Annotated in this window: 15 protein-coding genes and 6 pseudogenes; 10 read left to right on the top strand and 11 right to left on the bottom strand. The window is 68.7% G+C overall.

The genetic code is table 11. The features are described from left to right. Positions 1-61: 61 nt before the first annotated feature. The 4 genes and pseudogenes from OG390_RS49725 to OG390_RS49710 form a co-directional block, all read left to right on the top strand. The gene (locus tag OG390_RS49725; RefSeq protein ID WP_406177389.1) at positions 62-334 is read left to right on the top strand and encodes a hypothetical protein; all 273 of its coding nucleotides are present in this window, start codon (positions 62-64) and stop codon (positions 332-334) included. A 94-nt stretch (positions 335-428) separates the two neighbouring features. Continuing rightward, positions 429-1,130 carry a hypothetical protein gene (locus tag OG390_RS49720; protein WP_406177387.1) on the top strand — a complete coding sequence of 234 codons (702 nt, stop codon included), beginning with the start codon at positions 429-431 and terminating at the stop codon, positions 1,128-1,130. Further along, positions 1,127-1,282: a hypothetical protein gene (locus OG390_RS49715; RefSeq protein WP_406177385.1), complete on the top strand. Its 156-nt coding sequence runs from the start codon at positions 1,127-1,129 to the stop codon at positions 1,280-1,282. The genes OG390_RS49720 and OG390_RS49715 overlap by 4 nt, the downstream gene beginning before the upstream one ends. Next, positions 1,279-1,452 (top strand): annotated as a pseudogene (locus tag OG390_RS49710) (ankyrin repeat domain-containing protein); the annotation flags it as partial. The gene OG390_RS49715 and the pseudogene OG390_RS49710, both read left to right, overlap by 4 nt. A gap of 94 nt (positions 1,453-1,546) precedes the next feature. On the opposite strand, the pseudogene OG390_RS49705 reads toward OG390_RS49710, so the two are convergent. Then, a pseudogene (locus tag OG390_RS49705) lies at positions 1,547-2,484 on the bottom strand (IS701 family transposase); the annotation flags it as partial. Positions 2,485-2,583: 99 nt separating this feature from the next. Between OG390_RS49705 and OG390_RS49700 the strand changes: the two are divergent. Beyond that, on the top strand, positions 2,584-4,233 hold the full coding sequence (locus tag OG390_RS49700; RefSeq protein ID WP_406177383.1) for an IS1182 family transposase: 1,650 nt from the start codon (positions 2,584-2,586) through the stop codon (positions 4,231-4,233). A 23-nt stretch (positions 4,234-4,256) separates the two neighbouring features. Here the strand turns inward: OG390_RS49700 and OG390_RS49695 are convergent. Next, positions 4,257-4,601, bottom strand: a pseudogene (locus tag OG390_RS49695) (transposase); the annotation flags it as partial. A 74-nt stretch (positions 4,602-4,675) separates the two neighbouring features. Then, entirely contained in the window at positions 4,676-5,521 is an 846-nt protein-coding gene (locus OG390_RS49690) for an IS5 family transposase (protein WP_406177381.1), read from the bottom strand. A gap of 47 nt (positions 5,522-5,568) precedes the next feature. Here OG390_RS49690 and OG390_RS49685 point away from each other — a divergent pair, with 47 nt between their 5' ends. Beyond that, entirely contained in the window at positions 5,569-5,904 is a 336-nt protein-coding gene (locus OG390_RS49685) for a hypothetical protein (protein WP_406177379.1), read from the top strand. A gap of 741 nt (positions 5,905-6,645) precedes the next feature. Here OG390_RS49685 and OG390_RS49680 read toward each other — a convergent pair. From OG390_RS49680 to OG390_RS49670, 3 genes and pseudogenes are all read right to left on the bottom strand, one after another. Then, positions 6,646-6,873, bottom strand: coding sequence for a hypothetical protein (locus tag OG390_RS49680; protein WP_406178416.1), 228 nt, complete (start codon positions 6,871-6,873; stop codon positions 6,646-6,648). A gap of 138 nt (positions 6,874-7,011) precedes the next feature. After that, a pseudogene (locus tag OG390_RS49675) lies at positions 7,012-7,124 on the bottom strand (IS5/IS1182 family transposase); the annotation flags it as partial. Positions 7,125-7,148: 24 nt separating this feature from the next. Further along, a complete protein-coding gene (locus tag OG390_RS49670) occupies positions 7,149-7,490 on the bottom strand; it encodes an ATP-binding protein (RefSeq protein ID WP_406177377.1) in 342 nt (113 codons plus the stop codon). A gap of 563 nt (positions 7,491-8,053) precedes the next feature. On the opposite strand from OG390_RS49670, the gene OG390_RS49665 reads away from it, so the two are divergent. Then, positions 8,054-8,398, top strand: a complete 345-nt coding sequence (locus OG390_RS49665; protein ID WP_406177376.1) for a MerR family transcriptional regulator — start codon at positions 8,054-8,056, stop codon at positions 8,396-8,398. Positions 8,399-8,477: 79 nt separating this feature from the next. Here the strand turns inward: OG390_RS49665 and OG390_RS49660 are convergent, their stop codons facing one another. The 3 genes from OG390_RS49660 to OG390_RS49650 form a co-directional block, all read right to left on the bottom strand. Beyond that, complete coding sequence (locus tag OG390_RS49660) at positions 8,478-8,912, bottom strand: DUF2267 domain-containing protein (protein WP_406177374.1); 435 nt, start codon at positions 8,910-8,912, stop codon at positions 8,478-8,480. Positions 8,913-8,975: 63 nt separating this feature from the next. Beyond that, a complete protein-coding gene (locus tag OG390_RS49655) occupies positions 8,976-9,371 on the bottom strand; it encodes a DUF2267 domain-containing protein (protein ID WP_399095911.1) in 396 nt (131 codons plus the stop codon). Between the two features lie 109 nt (positions 9,372-9,480). After that, a complete protein-coding gene (locus OG390_RS49650) occupies positions 9,481-9,912 on the bottom strand; it encodes an Hsp20/alpha crystallin family protein (RefSeq protein WP_406177372.1) in 432 nt (143 codons plus the stop codon). A 126-nt stretch (positions 9,913-10,038) separates the two neighbouring features. Here OG390_RS49650 and OG390_RS49645 point away from each other — a divergent pair, with 126 nt between their 5' ends. The 3 genes and pseudogenes from OG390_RS49645 to OG390_RS49635 all read left to right on the top strand — a co-directional run. Beyond that, positions 10,039-10,695 carry a type III effector protein gene (locus tag OG390_RS49645; RefSeq protein ID WP_406177370.1) on the top strand — a complete coding sequence of 219 codons (657 nt, stop codon included), beginning with the start codon at positions 10,039-10,041 and terminating at the stop codon, positions 10,693-10,695. 321 nt (positions 10,696-11,016) lie between these two features. Further along, complete coding sequence (locus OG390_RS49640) at positions 11,017-11,319, top strand: helix-turn-helix transcriptional regulator (protein ID WP_406177369.1); 303 nt, start codon at positions 11,017-11,019, stop codon at positions 11,317-11,319. Positions 11,320-12,076: 757 nt separating this feature from the next. Then, positions 12,077-12,241 (top strand): annotated as a pseudogene (locus OG390_RS49635) (putative quinol monooxygenase); the annotation flags it as partial. 1,372 nt (positions 12,242-13,613) lie between these two features. Here the strand turns inward: OG390_RS49635 and OG390_RS49630 are convergent. Both OG390_RS49630 and OG390_RS49625 read right to left on the bottom strand, forming a co-directional pair. Then, a pseudogene (locus OG390_RS49630) lies at positions 13,614-14,030 on the bottom strand (DUF4158 domain-containing protein); the annotation flags it as partial. A gap of 238 nt (positions 14,031-14,268) precedes the next feature. Next, positions 14,269-14,649, bottom strand: coding sequence for a winged helix-turn-helix transcriptional regulator (locus tag OG390_RS49625; protein ID WP_406177367.1), 381 nt, complete (start codon positions 14,647-14,649; stop codon positions 14,269-14,271). Between the last annotated feature and the right edge of the window lie 92 nt (positions 14,650-14,741).

Here is a 14,741-nt window from a genome sequence, read left to right as displayed (position 1 = left end):
GCCAGACGGGCTCCCAGTCGCCGTGCCGCTTACGCCTGGGGCGGACGGGGTGGCAGGACCGGTGGTGATGTTCGACGGTGACGGCCCGGTGGTCGTGCCGAGCGTCACGGTCGGCGAAGCGGACGAACCGGCCGGCGAAGCGGTTCCGGCGGACGCGGTGCCGGGCGTCGGACCGGCCCACGCGGGCGCGGACAAGGTGAGTCCGGACAAGGTGATTGCGGCGGTCACCGCGGTGACGGTGACAAGGCCGTGCCTCAGCCTCATTTTCCCCCTCCATATGGTCATTCCGGACCGTGGTCAGAGATCCGGATCTTGTACGAGCCATCGACCGTAGCCAATGACGGCCCCCCATGCCGAATCTTTGTGCGACATCACTCCATGCGGCGCGGCCGGGCAACCCGAGGTCGCGAAAAGGCATCTGACCCGGTATGGCGACGACACCTCACCCCTTCATCGGCTCAATCCGGCGGGCCCGCGCGCTCGGTCTCGTCGTAGGAGCGTGCCTGGCCGCGTCCGCGTGTACTTCCACGGGCGACTCCGCCCGGCCGTCGGCGCGGCCGTCCGGCGGGACCGGCCAGCCGTCCGCCTCCGCGCCCGGATACCGGAAGGCGTACGACGCGGGATTCGCGGTGGGCAAGCGGCTATTCGAGGACGGCGGCAAGGGCGCCGCGGTACGGGAGGTGAACGGCGGGTGCCTCCGCCGCTCCCTCACCGCGAAGCCCACGGCGGTGGTGGACCTCGACCGGGGAGCATGGGTCCTGGGCTGCAAGCAGGGGACCGGAAACAGCACCCCTAACCCGCCGAGCGGCCCCGTCACCCGGCACGAGCCGGACACGGACCTGCTCCATCGCTTCGGGAGCTGGGCGCGGAACAACGAGGCCGCCGAATCCGCCCGCCACCTCACCCGGGTCACGCTGGTCCACCTCGACGCCACCGAGTACGACGTCGAGCTCACCACCACGTACACCGCCGGAGCCGACGGTCCCGGCGTGCGCCGCCTGGCCCGCGACTTCGCGCGCTGGTGGGACGGCGACGACGGTGACGGAACAGCCTGGAATCTCGTCGTCGCCGACACCGATGGGCAGCGCCTTGCTACCCGCAACCTGCACTCCGTGGGGGAATCATCGTGACCGACGCACCGCGCAGCCTTCTCGTCTCCCTCCTCGCCGCGGGCCTGTTCGCGCCCGTAACGATCACGACGGCGATGGCGACCAGTGGGGGTTGCACTTCATGGCTCAGCAACTCCGGGATGAGCGGAAACGTCAAGTGCACGGACAGGTGAGTGACTACTGGACGCCTGCGCACCATGCGGTCGAGCACGAAGACGCCGAGACCTTGGCCCGGCTTCTGACTGCCGGTGCTGATCCCGACGGGGTCTTCAATAATCTGACGCCGCTCACGCACGCGATCGACACTGAAGGCGATGGTGCCCTGCAGAGCGGCCAGTCACTGATAGGACTCCGTTAGGTCTGTCTCGATCTTGGTGTCGCGGGTGTCCTGCTGGGCAGGGGCTGTTGGCAGGTGGTGCAGATGCCGGTCCAGCACTTCAGGGTGTTCTGGAGGGTGTCGAGGACCTGGTAGAGGGTGAGGCTGGGCCGGGGACTTTTGGGCCAGGCGTTGTTCGGTCAGGAAGGCGTGGGCGGCGGTCACGACGGTGACGTGGTGGTGCCAGCCGGGCCAGGAGCGGCCTTCGAAGTGGTCCAGGCCCAGGCCGTGTTTGAGTTCGCGGTAGTCGTGCTCGATGCGCCAGCGGACCTTGGCCAGCCGGACCAGGTCGGTGATAGGAGTGTCCGCCGGCAGGTTGGACAGCCAGTAATCGGTGGGGGCCTCGGCGTCTTCGGGCCATTCGATCAGCAGCCAGCAGCCAGGCAGGATGCCGTCCCACCAGCCTTGTTCTGCTGAGGCTCCGGCTTTGATCGGGTGCTCGACGGCTTTGCCTGCCGGACGGACACGTGTGGCGGCGAAGCGGGAACGTAACTCTCCTCGCGAGCCTTGCCGCCAGGTGAGGGTGGTGAAGGCCTCTCGCTCGAGTCCCTTGGCAAGGGCCGCCGCTGAGGGTGCCCGGTGTCGGTAGCGGGGCTGGGGCCAGCAGCCGACCGGCCCGTTGCGGGCGGGGGCCTCAGGTTCCGCGTCGAACGGGTGGGCCGTCACATCGGCCCGGATGGCGAGCACGTAGGCGAGTTGGCGGTCGTCGAGTGCGGCCCGCAGTTGTGCGTTGGTGCCGTAAGCGGCATCGGCCACCACCGCCGGCGGCGTCATCCCCCAGTCGGCGAGGGTGTCGAGCATGTCCAACGCCAGGCGCCACTTCTCGCGGTGCGTGACCTCGGGCGGGATGATGGTCTTGGTCCGGCGGTCGCTGTCCGAGGCCCATTCCTCGGGCAGGAACAGGCGCCATTGCAGCGGGCAGGAGGCGGTGTCACTCACCGCGTGAACACTGACGGCGACCTGGCAGTTGGCGCGTTTACCCAAGGCTCCGCAGTACTGACCTCGTTGGCGAATTCGTCAGGCGGCCGCGGAGAGCCCTTGGATGGACTGATGATGGAGGCAACCAGTCGCGGGGACGGCGTCCATGAGGTGTTGGCCATGTCCCTGCCTGCCCACGAACCCCTTCCGGTACCGGACTTGACTGCGCAGGTCGCACGGGCCGCCTTCCCGGACGGCTGCCTCGGCATGCGCCTGCGCGATGCCCTGGGGCCGGTCTTTCGCGACGACGACTTCGCGGATCTGTTCCCACGACGCGGACAGCCGGCCCTCTCGCCGGGGCAGCTGGCACTGGTGTGCGTTCTGCAGTTCGTCGAGGGACTGTCCGACCGCCAGGCCGCGACCGCAGTCCGGGAACGGATCGGATGGAAATACGCCCTCGGCCTGGAACTGACCGATTCCGGCTTCGACTTCTCGGTTCTGAGTGAGTTCCGCGCCCGGCTTATTGCCGGCAAGGCCGAGCGCCGGGTACTCGATCGGCTCTTGAAGGTGTGCCAGGACCACAAGCTCCTCGGCAGAGGCGGAGCGGCGCGCACGGACTCCACTCATGTGCTGGGCGCGGTGCGCGTGTTGAACCGACTGGAGCTGGTCGGCGAGACCGTGCGTGCCACACTGAATGCTCTGGCCATCGCCGCTCCTCGCTGGCTCGGCGGCTGGATGCCTCCGACGTGGGCCGACCGCTACGGGCATCGGGTGGAGAACTACCGGCTTCCCCAGACCGAGGCCGGGCGACTGGCCTTCGCGACAGCAGTGGGGGCCGACGGCGCGGCGATCTTGACCCGGGTGGACGCCGACGACGCCCCTGCCGTGCTGGAGGAACTCGAGGCGGTGCAAATCCTGCGGGCCGTGTGGCCGCAGCAGTACCACCTTGCTGGGGACTCCCCGCGCTGGCGGGCACCCGAGGAGCTGCCCTCCTCGCAGGAGCGAATCGCTTCCCCCTACGACGTCGAATGCCGTTATGCGATCAAGAGGACCACGAGGTGGACCGGCTACAAGTGCCACCTGACTGAGCACTGCGGCCCCGACCGGACCCATCTGGTCACCGACGTGGACACCACCGACGCCTCCCGAAGCGACCAGAACGTGATCGCGTCGATCCATGACCGCATCGACGAGCGGAACGTGCTGCCCGACGAGCACCTGGTCGACACCGGCTATATGGCCGCGGCCACCCTTCTCGGCGCGGCCCACAACCGCGGGGTCCGCCTGGTCGGCCCGATGCCACCAGACACCAGCTGGCAGGCCAAAGCCAAAGAAGGCTTCGACCTCACTGCCTTCGCCGTCAACTGGCAGGCGCAGACCGCAGTCTGCCCCCAGGGCGCGGTAGCCCGGCAGTGGCGCGAGCGGCTCGACAGCCGCGGCCACCCCGTCATCCGGATCCGGTTCTCCGACCAGGATTGTGCGGCATGCCCGGTGCGCGGCAAGTGCACACGGAGGGCGCATGAGCCACGCGACCTGGTCTTACGTCCGCAAGCTGAGCACGAGACCCTGCAACGGCAGCGACAGGAGCAGGGTACGACCGCTTGGAAGGAGAGCTACGGTCGGCGCGCAGGGGTGGAGGGAACGATCTCGCAGGCCGTCCGGGGCCCCGACATCCGACACGCCCGCTACCGCGGGCTGGCCAAGGTGCAGCTCCAGCAGATTTTCTCCGCTGCCGCCCTGAATCTCCTCCGGATCGACGCCTGGCTCACCGACACGACCTTGGCACGAACCCGGGCCTCACGCCTCGAAGCGCTGCCCGCGGTGGCCTGACGAATTCGCCAACGGGGTCAGCACTGCGGAGCCACGGCGACCGACATCTGGCCGTCCTTGGGCACCGACACATCGTCGATCACCCAGGCGGCCGGGTTGACCAGCGGCAGCAGGCGTTCGTTGATCCGCCGCTGCACCGGAACCGGATCCCAGGTGGACTGGTTCACGAACTGCTGCAGGTTCTGCTCGTTTCCGTCCGGCAGCCGCGAGGCCATCGCCTGGATCGACTTGCGGCGGCCGTCCAGCATCAGTCCCCGCAGATAGCAGTCGCCCTTGGCCCGCTGGTCCTTGCGCGACACCGAGGCGAACACATCAGCCACGAATAACGCCAACTTCGCCCGAGCACGGTTCACTTCATATGCGTCCACACACCCACCATGCTCCTGAACACGCGAGACACAAAGACCTAACGGAGCACTACTAAGGGCGTCTGAAAAGCCTGTTAGTGAGCTGATCTCGGGAGGCGCCGCACGAGGAGCATGGCCATGGTGAGGTAGATGGCGTTCTCCGAACACACGCGCAGGTACTCGTAGTCCTTCGACAGGCGGCGGCACCGTCCCAGCCAGGCGAACGTCCGCTCTACCACCCAACGCCGCGGGACCACCGCGAAGAGGGACACTGCCGGAGGCGGTGCCCCCACCCGAGTCCAGGTCGAGCGGAATCCTCCGTCGCGGCGCTGCACGACCTCCACGGTGATGCCGGTGGCCTCCCGGGCCCAGGCGTGGAAGTCGGCGCCGCGGTATCCCTGGGCCGCCCACACGTGCCGCAGACGCGAAAAGGCATCGACAGCCCGGGAGAACAGCACCACGGCGCCGTCGCGATCGCCGACGCTCGCCGGGCTCACACAGGCCACCAGGACAGTGCCGCGGGTATCGACAAGCAGGTGGCGCTTGATGCCGCTGACCTTCTTGCCGCCGTCGTACCCGTGCAGGCCACCGCGCTCACTGGCCCGGACGCTCTGACTGTCCACGATGGCCGCGCTGGGCGTGGGATCACGGCCGAGTTGCACCCGCTCGCGTTCGCGCAGCGCCGTCAACATCCGCTCCCACACGCCTTCTTGCTGCCATCGCCGCCAGTAATGGTAGACGGTTTGCCACGGCGGCAGATCATGCGGCAACAGCCTCCAGGCGCAGCCGGCCCGCAGCGAGTACGCCAACGCGTTGAGGATCTCCCGCCGGGTGTGTCTCGCCGGTCGTCCATCGGGCTTCACCGCCGGAACCAGCGGACAGAGGATCTCCCACTCCGGATCGGACAGATCCGTCGAGTAACGGGTACGCAGCCCGCACACCCCAGCCCCCCGTTACCCGGTGGGGCGCGACGCTCGTCCGGGCCGCGGTGTTCGCGTGGTGCAACGCCTCCGTCACCGACGCCCACATCCTTGCCTGGGCGGCGGACCAGGACTGGTTCGCGGTGACGGCCGACGAGAAGGAGACGGCTCAGCTCGCCGCTGTCGGTGCCTCGGCGCGGTCCATCGTGGAGGCGAACCCGGACTTCGCCCCCGGAGCAGCGGAAGACGACGAGCCGCCGCTCGCTGGCGACGGAAAGCCTGTGCGCGCTGCCGCCGTGGCCGTCGTCCGGCGTGGGACCGGTGCGGCCCACCGCGCCTTCGGGCTGCTGACCCTGCCCGATGTGCACAGCGGCCGCCCGCGGCATGTGCCGTCGGCCAGCTGACGGCATTGGGCCGGAAATCACCCCGGCCAGCTCCTAGACGGCACCCCCCGGAGGGCGCCGAAGGTGCGCTGTGCGTCCAGGGCGCCGTCCCACAGCTTCCCCGACGCCTTGTCCTCGTGTGCGTGCGGCCACCAGGCGAAGCCAGACGGGCTCTCCGGCGGCGGCGCCGGCCGCGGATTGACCTCTCCGCTTCCTCGCTCGTATGCGCTTCATCTGAGTTGGATCGCGCAGGATGCAAACTGAATCGGAGCAGTATCGCCTTCGACGCCGTCACCGATGACGAGAAGTGCACCCGCAACACCTACGCCCGCCCCACCGGCACCAGCTACACCACGACCGGCTACCTCTATTCCGCCGATAGGACAAGGCGGCAACCGCCGCTGAGACACGACAGACGCCTTGTCGCTGTTCGTCGTGGACCGCAACGGTGCCGACTGCGGGACCATGGCCTCGTCCCGGACTGCTGGGCGCGCTCGTCACAGGCCCGGCGCAGCGCCGGGGCGCGGGGGTATCGGGCTTGCGACGGGGGCGGGCCACCCGCCGGGCCGGCTGACGCCCCGTGTGGCGGACCGGCAACGGTGTTCGCCACACGACAGGCCGTTGATGTGGGGCGAGGACGACAGCGGTGTTCTTCTCATCCGCGTGCCGTTCACGGCACCGCGTTCGGCGAGCCTTCTGCCATACGGTGCCGGCCCGGCAGAGGTTCTACCGGACCACTTCGCGACCCAAGCCGACCTGGGACTACAGCTCTACGATGCGCTCGTGGACGGGGCCACCCTGTTGAACCTGCTGGCCATAGCGATCTCCGTTTCCGCAGTGCTCGCCTCGATGTGGTTCGGAGCACGGCAGGTGCAGATCGCTCGGCAGGCGAACTACATACCCGCTTTGATGGACCTGCTCGCCGAGTTCCGCTCCGCCGAGCTGCACGAGCAGTACGCCTACGTCTGCCGCGATCTCAACCGTGAGCATGCGCCGGACGGTGGCCTGCGGGGCCTGCCGCCTCCCGCGGCGGCCCAGCCGCTTCCGCAAACGGCTCCCGCGAGCGCAGTAGCTTCTCGATCCGGGGCTGCTGCGCTGATGAGGGCTGCGGCGATGCCGACGAAGACGAGGAAGTGCTCGGCTGTCGGTGATCAGGTGGATTTTCGATCCCGGCTTGCCACGGTCGGTCGGATTCGGTCCGGTCAGCAGCCCCCTTTTGCCGCCCGCACGCTGACGGAGTCCCCGCCAGGGGCCGGGGGTGATGGTCACCTTGCTGGTGAGGCGGCGGACCACCGAACCCGCCGGCGCCAGCGTTCGGGGGCACGTTCCCGCGGGGGTGCGGGGTTGAGGTCGCTGACGGCGACGTTCACCGCCTCGGCGGTGGCGGTGAGTTGGAGGGTGTATCGGCCGCCGCCGTGGCGCAGGCCGTTGGTGGTGAGCTCGGACACCCCGAGTGCGAGGGTTTCCGCCGTCCCGGGGGCCGCGGCCAGCTCGTCGGCGAAGGCGCGGGCGGCGTCACGAGCGTGAGCGATACCGGCGGGGCTCTCGCCTTCGACACGCACAGAGACCCTGGGGCCTCGCGCGCGCGTCGTCTGCGTGTCGGTCATGCGCTGCCACCTCGCCCTTGGATCGGTTGTGCGGCCCGGCTCAGCGTGTGCCCGCCCGCCAGGGCTTCAACCCGGGACGGGACTCTTCAAGGTGCATTTGCGGCAGAAGCCCGCGCATGGGCTCGCAAGAAAACCTGTTGTGGTCACAGTAGACATTGGCTCGGCGCAGGGTTATTGTTTCTGGCGTACCCAGGAAGTCGATGAGGGTGCGGCAGAGATGAACTGCCGTGCATGCAGGTCAAGCAGGACGCGGCCCCCTCCCCCAGGGGTTGCGAGCAGTACCCGCGTTATCCAGCAGTACAACCGTGTAACCGAATGAGGTAAGGAGCAGACGCCATCAGGATCGCCCGGGCGAGGAAGAAGTCCGCCCGGGTACCGCAAGGCCCCGGATTGGAAGGTGGTCCCCGGTCACGCATCGCGATCCCCGCAGCCCCGCCCTCCCGGGCGGAACCTGCGGACAAAGAAGGCCGGCGCAGTTGGCCGGTAGATGGTGTTGAAAGCTCGGGGCCCGGGTGCCGTACGGCGCTCGGGCCCCCCGACGTGTCCCCTGGAAGAAGAGGTCTATGCCCCCTGCCAGTTCCCGTCCCGTCGACAATCTCGACGATGACGACTACCCCGCCTACACCATGGGCCGGGCCGCCGAGATGCTCGGCACCGCCCCCGCCTTCCTCCGCGCCCTGGGCGAGCACCGCCTGATCACCCCGCTGCGCTCCGAAGGCGGCCACCGCCGCTATTCCCGCTATCAACTGCGCATCGCCGCCCGCGCCCGCGAACTCGTCGACCAGGGCACCGCGATCGAGGCCGCATGCCGCATCGTCATCCTCGAAGACCAGCTCGAAGAAGCCCAGCGCATCAACGAGCAACTGCGCACCCAGGGCGGCGAGGCACAGCCGAAGGCCCCGGCCTGATCACCAGGCCGGGCGACAGGCGGACAACACCGACCGCCGGTGAGTGAAGCCGCCTTCATCAGAGTGCGACGGCACGCGCTCAGGCCGCTTGGGTGAGTTCGGCGCGGCCGAACAGTAGCGCGTAGCCGGTGGGGAGCTGGCGCAGGATGCGGGTGAGCAGTTCGGGGCCGGCCAGGGCGGCGACGGCGGCGAGGACGGAGCCGGTGTCCCAGCGGGTGGTGGCCAGGGTCATACCGCTGCGGGTGGCGAGGTCTTTCACGAAGGCCCAGCCGGTCAGGGGCTGAATGTCGGGGATCTGTTCGGTGAGGATGCGTGCGGCTTGAAGGGGCAGGCTGGCGGCCAGTTCGACGCGTTCCTCGCCCGTCAGCTGGCGTCCGAGTCCCGAAAGGACCAGGCGGACGGCTTCTTCGGCCCGTTCCCTGGTGGGGTAGGCGCCTTCGTAGCGGACCTTCTCCAGCATCTGCTCGTACGTCATCACGGGCGCGTGCTGGAGCAGTGCACGTCGGTCGGACATCACTGCGGTGGTTGCCTTTCTGTCACCGAGCGTGGTGTCGGTGCTCCGACACCGGGGGTGTGGTCACGTGGGCTGGGGGCGGCCGAAGAGGAGGTCGTAGCCCGGGGGGAGCTGGAGCAGGATCTGCGCCAGTAGGTCGTCGCCGGCCGCGTCGGCGACCGTGCTGAGGACGGCGCTGACGTCCCAGGTAGCGGTCTGCTCGGTGGCCCCCTCGATCCAGGCCGCCGTCGCCCTGATGAACCGCTCCGGTGGCAGCGGTTCGGCGCTTTGCAGCGGGTTGAGCAGGATCAGGGCGAAGCCCTCCGGCAGGCGCGCCGCCAGCTGGGCACGTACCTCGCCGACCAGGTGTGCGCCCAGCAGGGCGAGGACCACGCGGGCCGCGCGTTCTGCTTCCTGCTCACTTTGGTACTCGCCGCGCTCCTTGACCTGGTCGAGGAACGCTTCGATTCGCAGGGTCACCTCGGCCACCACCCTTCTTCGGCTGCTGTGCTCCGGTGGGTGCGGAGGGCGGGGTGAAGGGGAGATCAGGTCCCCGCCCTCCGCCGTTGATCGGCTCTTTTCGCCGGGGTCAGCCGGAGATCTCCTTGCGGGAGGATTCCCCGCCGATGGCGATCTTGCGGGGCTTGGCGCGCTCGGCGATCGGGATGCGCAGGGTGAGCACCCCGGCGTCGTAGTCCGCCTTGATGTGGTCGGTGTCCAGCATGTCGGCCAGCACGATCTGGCGGGAGAAGACGCCCAGCGGCCGCTCGGAGAGTTCCATCTGCACGTCGTCGGCCTTCGCCACGGGCCGGCGCTCGGCCTTGACGGTCAGCATGTTCCGCTCGACGTCGATGTCGATCGCCTCCGGGCTCACCCCCGGCAGGTCGAAAGCCACCACGTACTCGTCACCCTCGCGGTAGGCGTCCATCGCCATCGCGGACGGCCGCGACCACGTGCCCGGGCCCACCAACTGCTGAGCCAGCCGGTCGAGCTCACGGAAGGGGTCGGTGCGCATCAACATCGTGAAACACCTCCAGAAGGATTCGCGGCAGTACCTGCCAATGCGCCTTACGCAAACCGTTGTAACATGTCATCCAATCGATGACAAGCACGCAGTCATCGAACCGACGACACTCGGGAGGTGCCCATGACAGCAGCCGACCAGCCGGCCTCTTCCCGCACCGACGGCCGCAGCCCGACCTCGTTCCTCGCCGCCGCCGCGGCCCTGCACGCCATAGACGACGCTCTGCATGCCGCCCGACAAACCACCTCCGACGCCCCTGATGCCGGCCCCGAACCGGAGCAGGCCCTGGCCTCGCTGCTGCTGCTGCGGCAGGTCCGCGAACAGCTCGCCGGATGGGAAACCGGCCTGATCGAAACAGCACGCGGCGCGGGCGCCAGCTGGGCCGACCTCGCCCACCCGCTCGGCGTCGCCAGCCGCCAGGCCGCCGAACGCCGCTACCTGCGAGGCCGACCCGGCCCCACCGGAACCACCGGCGAACAACGCGTTAAGGCCACCCGCGAACGCCGCGCCGCCGACCGCACCCTCACCGCCTGGGCCCGAAACAACGCCGCTGGCCTGCGCCGCATCGCCGGCCAGATCACCGCCCTCACCGACCTCCCCACCGCCGCCCGCCTCCCGCTCAGCCAACTCGACGCGGCCCTCGCCCAGGACGATCCCGCCGCCCTCGTCCGCCCCCTGAACGCGACCCGCCCCCACCTGACAACCGTCCACCCCGACCTCGCCGCCCGCCTCGACACCCTCACCAACTCCGCCGACGCCACGATCGCCGCCTCCGACTGAGTCGGCGCTTCCAGAGCCGGTACAGCTGTCGGCGCTGAGAGGGATCTTGCTGCCGGAGGCGCCGTCAGCACGTACTGGGCACGGCGCGGGCGGAGGGGTACGAGCCTGCCGCCAGTTCGCGGACCCGTGGTTCGCTGTCCACCTCGTACAGCACTCAGCAGACGGGGCCGGCAGAGGAGTCGGCGGATCCGCCGGAAGCGGATCAGACGAAGGACGGATCCTCGGAAAACATCACCGCAATCCCCACACAGGCGAAGCTCGTTTCCGGTAGTTTCCAGCCGGAATTCCCGGACAGACGGCCTCGCAGAGGAGGGGCTCATCGTGAACCAGCAGGCCGGAAGATGGGAGTTCTTCACCAACCACGCCCGCGTGCTGCTGACCATCGCACGCGACCCTGCTGCCACCCGCATCCGCAACATCGCCACGGTGTGCCATATCGCCGAACGCACCGCCCAGAGCATCGTCACCGACCTCGAACAGGCCGGCTACCTCAGCCGCGAGCGCGTCGGACGGCGCACGTGTTACACCCTCCATCTCGACGGCACCCTCCGCCACCCAGCGGAGGCCCACCTGCCCGTCCGGGAACTGCTGGAGCTGTTCACCCGTCACGACAACGAGCACTGAAGCCACGGCCCGCCCGCCCACGCCGTCGATACAGAGCTACCGGCACCGCAAACGACTGCACAGCGCCCCTAACTTCTCATGCATGCATCAGGAACAGGCACTGCACAGGACAGGGCGAACGGCAGCCGCTGAGATCCCACACATCAGACTATGGTCCCCACCGGACTGCGCGTGGCCTCTACGGGCTCGGGGACCTGGGACGGGATCGACCTCGTCGAGGCGGACCCGCACAGCGTTTGGGCGCGGGTCGGGCTGGTACCGCAGGATCGGTGACACGCTGTTCGCTGCCCACCGCCGCGCGGTCCCGTCCTCCCGGCCACGAGACCGCCGACGATTCCGAGCCCGGCTCCGGACCGAGCTGCCGAAGACGGCGCTGGTTGGCCCGGTGCCGCCGCGGGCAGTGGTGAGGCCCGAGTACATCAAGGCCGTCACGGAACCCGGCCACAACACCTTCCCCGGCAGGCTGCGGGGCGTCAGTGACCACGGCGCGCAGCGCGTGCTCGAGGTCGAAGTGGCCGGACAGCTCCTGAGGGCCAAGACGCCCCGGGAGGAGGGAGTTCCGGCGGGCGGGTCCTATTTGCACGGCCGGATAGCAGGAGAAAAGGCGCGCCCACCCGCGGATCGGCCTGTCGCCCCATGCCCGTCGCGTACACAACGCATGTTGGCTGCGGGCGAATGCGCTGCTCGGAGCGGGGCAGCCGTCTCCCCTCCGCCGCCACACCCGGCGGAAACGACCCCAGAACAGCGAAGGATGCCCATGATCTTCATCACCGCCAAGTTCCGAGTCCGCCCCGAGCATGCCGACCGTTGGCCCGAGATCACCGCTGACTTCACCCGGGGCACGCGCGCCGAACCCGGCTGTCTGTGGTTCGACTGGTTGCGCAGTGTCGACGACCCGACGGAGTACATCCTGGTCGAGGCCGCAGGGCCGCTTCCTTGAGGATGTCGATGAGGGCGACGGTGCCCCACTTCTTGCGGATCGCCTTCTTGAGCTTGCGCAGATTCTTCGGTTCCTTCTGCGGCTCGGGTTCGGTGAACTTGATCGCGCCGCCTCGGTGCTTGCCGCTGATGGTCACCCACGGCAGCTTCGGCAGCCTGGTGTCCAGGGCGCCGAGCTCGGCGCGCATCTCGCTCTGGAGCTGGGCGATGAACACTTTGGCGTCGCGCGGCTTGTTGAGCTTCTCGTAGTACTCCGCGCGTCGGACCTCGAAGTCGTCGGGGAGGTCGTCGTCGGGGTTGCGCCACTTGTCGGCGCCGACCACCCAGATCTCCTTGCAGCGCAGCCGGTCGCGCAGAGCCTGGAAGACGCACGCCTCGTACACGGTGCGCATGACGCCCTTGGACCCCTTGTCTGGGGTGAAGATCGCGAACTCCAGCCAGTCCTTGCGCACCACCCCCTCCAGCGGGATGGTCCCGCCGAGCGGCAGGTAGGTGGTGGAGGAGTCCTTGTGCCGCTCGATCAGCTTCAGGGCCTCGATGACGGGCTCGTGCCTGTCGTTGGAGGAGCGGAAGTCCAGGACGCCGAGCAGCTTCATCAGCCCGCTGCGGTAGTGGTTGCTGTACAAGGACTTGAACACCTCCCTCTTCGAGCGGGCGAAGGCAGCATTGGTCGCTTTCATCTCGGCGACCAGGTCCTTGAGAGTCTTCTCCCCGCCGGCCGCCGGGAACACCACGTCGCGCACGCTGCCCTCGGGAGCGCCGAGTGAGGCGGCGGCGATCTTCCCGAGGAGCCCGGCCTTGCCTCGGACCTTGGTGAACTCGGCGACGAACGCCTCGGTCACCTTCTTCTCCGCTCGCGCATTGATGCGGTGCACGGTGGAGTTCAGCAACTCGACCAGGGTGTCGGTGATCTCCCGCTGCCGCTGGAACAGCAGCGCGGCCAGCAGCACGTGCCGTACGGGGCCGTCGAAGCGCCGCAGATGGCTCGGGGAGGCGGCCGACGCTCTGGCCCTCCACGCGTTGATGACCTGCACGCCGATCCCGGTGAACGCCTCGGCCGGGACGCCGACGGTGCGGACTTGCCCCAGCTTGGATATCTCGTCCAGCAGCGAGTTGGGGCTGACGTTGCCCGGATGGGCCTTGATGTCCGCCAGGACCGACTCCACGTCGTCTTCGTCGTCTTCCGGGGCGTCGCCGTCCACGGCCGTGCTGTCGACCGGCTTTGTGCCGTCGCTGGTTGGGTCGGTGAAGACCAGCGCGTCCAGCCGCGGCGTGCAGTGCTTCGCCCGAGCGAGCCGTGCGGCGACCTCGGTGACGGCCCGCTCGTCGGCCTGGTACAGCGCGGAGCGGATGATCGTGTTGACCTGGGCCGCAGTGGGCGGCTCGATCAGGTCCACACGCATCTGCCGAAGCAGCTCGGCCCGCACTTGTTCCTCGCGGCGCTCGTCGTGCCAGATCACGTCCACCAGGTTCGAGACGAGCTTGACCAGGTCGGTCTTGGTGCACTCGTGCCATCCGGTCAGGTCCCGCAGCTCGCTGCGGTGCCGCTTCGCGGCACGCGAGGTGAAGTCATAGAACCCCAGCTTGGACGCGGCGACGCCCACTTGCCGGGCGACGTGCTCGACCGCGTCGGGCGGCAACTCCATACGCATCCGGGGAAACCGGCCGCGCCAGGTCAGGAATTTGAGCTGGACGGCGAAGCCCAATCTCGTCGCCCCGGTCTTGTTCCGTAACCATCCTGCCTCGTCGCCGGACAGGGTGAAGTGGTCCACCACCCCGTCCAGACCCAGATCCCGCCCCACTCCACAGCCCCTTCCGTCACCCCCGTACCTGGCATCGGGCTGGAAGGTAGAGGCGCGCTGTACTCCGGGCGCGGAAATCCCGGAACCGCGCTGGCCCGGTGGCCGGACCTGGAGGGCGCCTGGGGGCCGTCACTCTCCCCGTCCGGGCGCCTGGAGCGTAATCCGGCACGATCGCGAAGCTCGGGACGGCCGGCGAGTGGTCAACCCTTCAGTCGTCGAAGCGGTGGCGGGAGGCCTCGATGTGACCGAGGTACCGGTGGGTCCAGTCACACAGTCCGTCGATCGTCACTCGCAGAGCCTGGCCCGGCTCGGTGAGGGTGTACTCGACCCGCGGCGGCACGACCGGGTGCACCGTCCGCTCGACCAGTCCGTTGCGCTCCAGCATGCGCAGGTTCTGGGTGAGCATCTTGTGGCTGATGCCCTCGATCTCGTCCCGCAGTTCACCGAAGCGCAGGGTGCGCTCCCCCAGCGCCTCGATGATCAGGAGGGCCCACTTGTTGGCGACGTCCGAGAAAATCTCCCGAGCCAGAGAGTCGGCGCGCCTCACGTCCGCTTCGTCGGGCGAGCCTATGAACTGCTTGGTCACCATAAGGTTCCCCAGTCACTGAAAAGTGCGTTCTTCCATGTCAGCAACCACTCTCTTACGGTTCCCAAGTAACCACAAGAGAGTAAATGCGTTGC

Source organism: Streptomyces sp. NBC_00996, from assembly GCF_045162675.1.
Classification (GTDB): Bacteria; Actinomycetota; Actinomycetes; order Streptomycetales; family Streptomycetaceae; genus Streptomyces.
The sequence above is the reverse complement of the archived record's forward strand: the minus strand, read 5'-3'. Positions and strand labels throughout refer to the sequence as shown.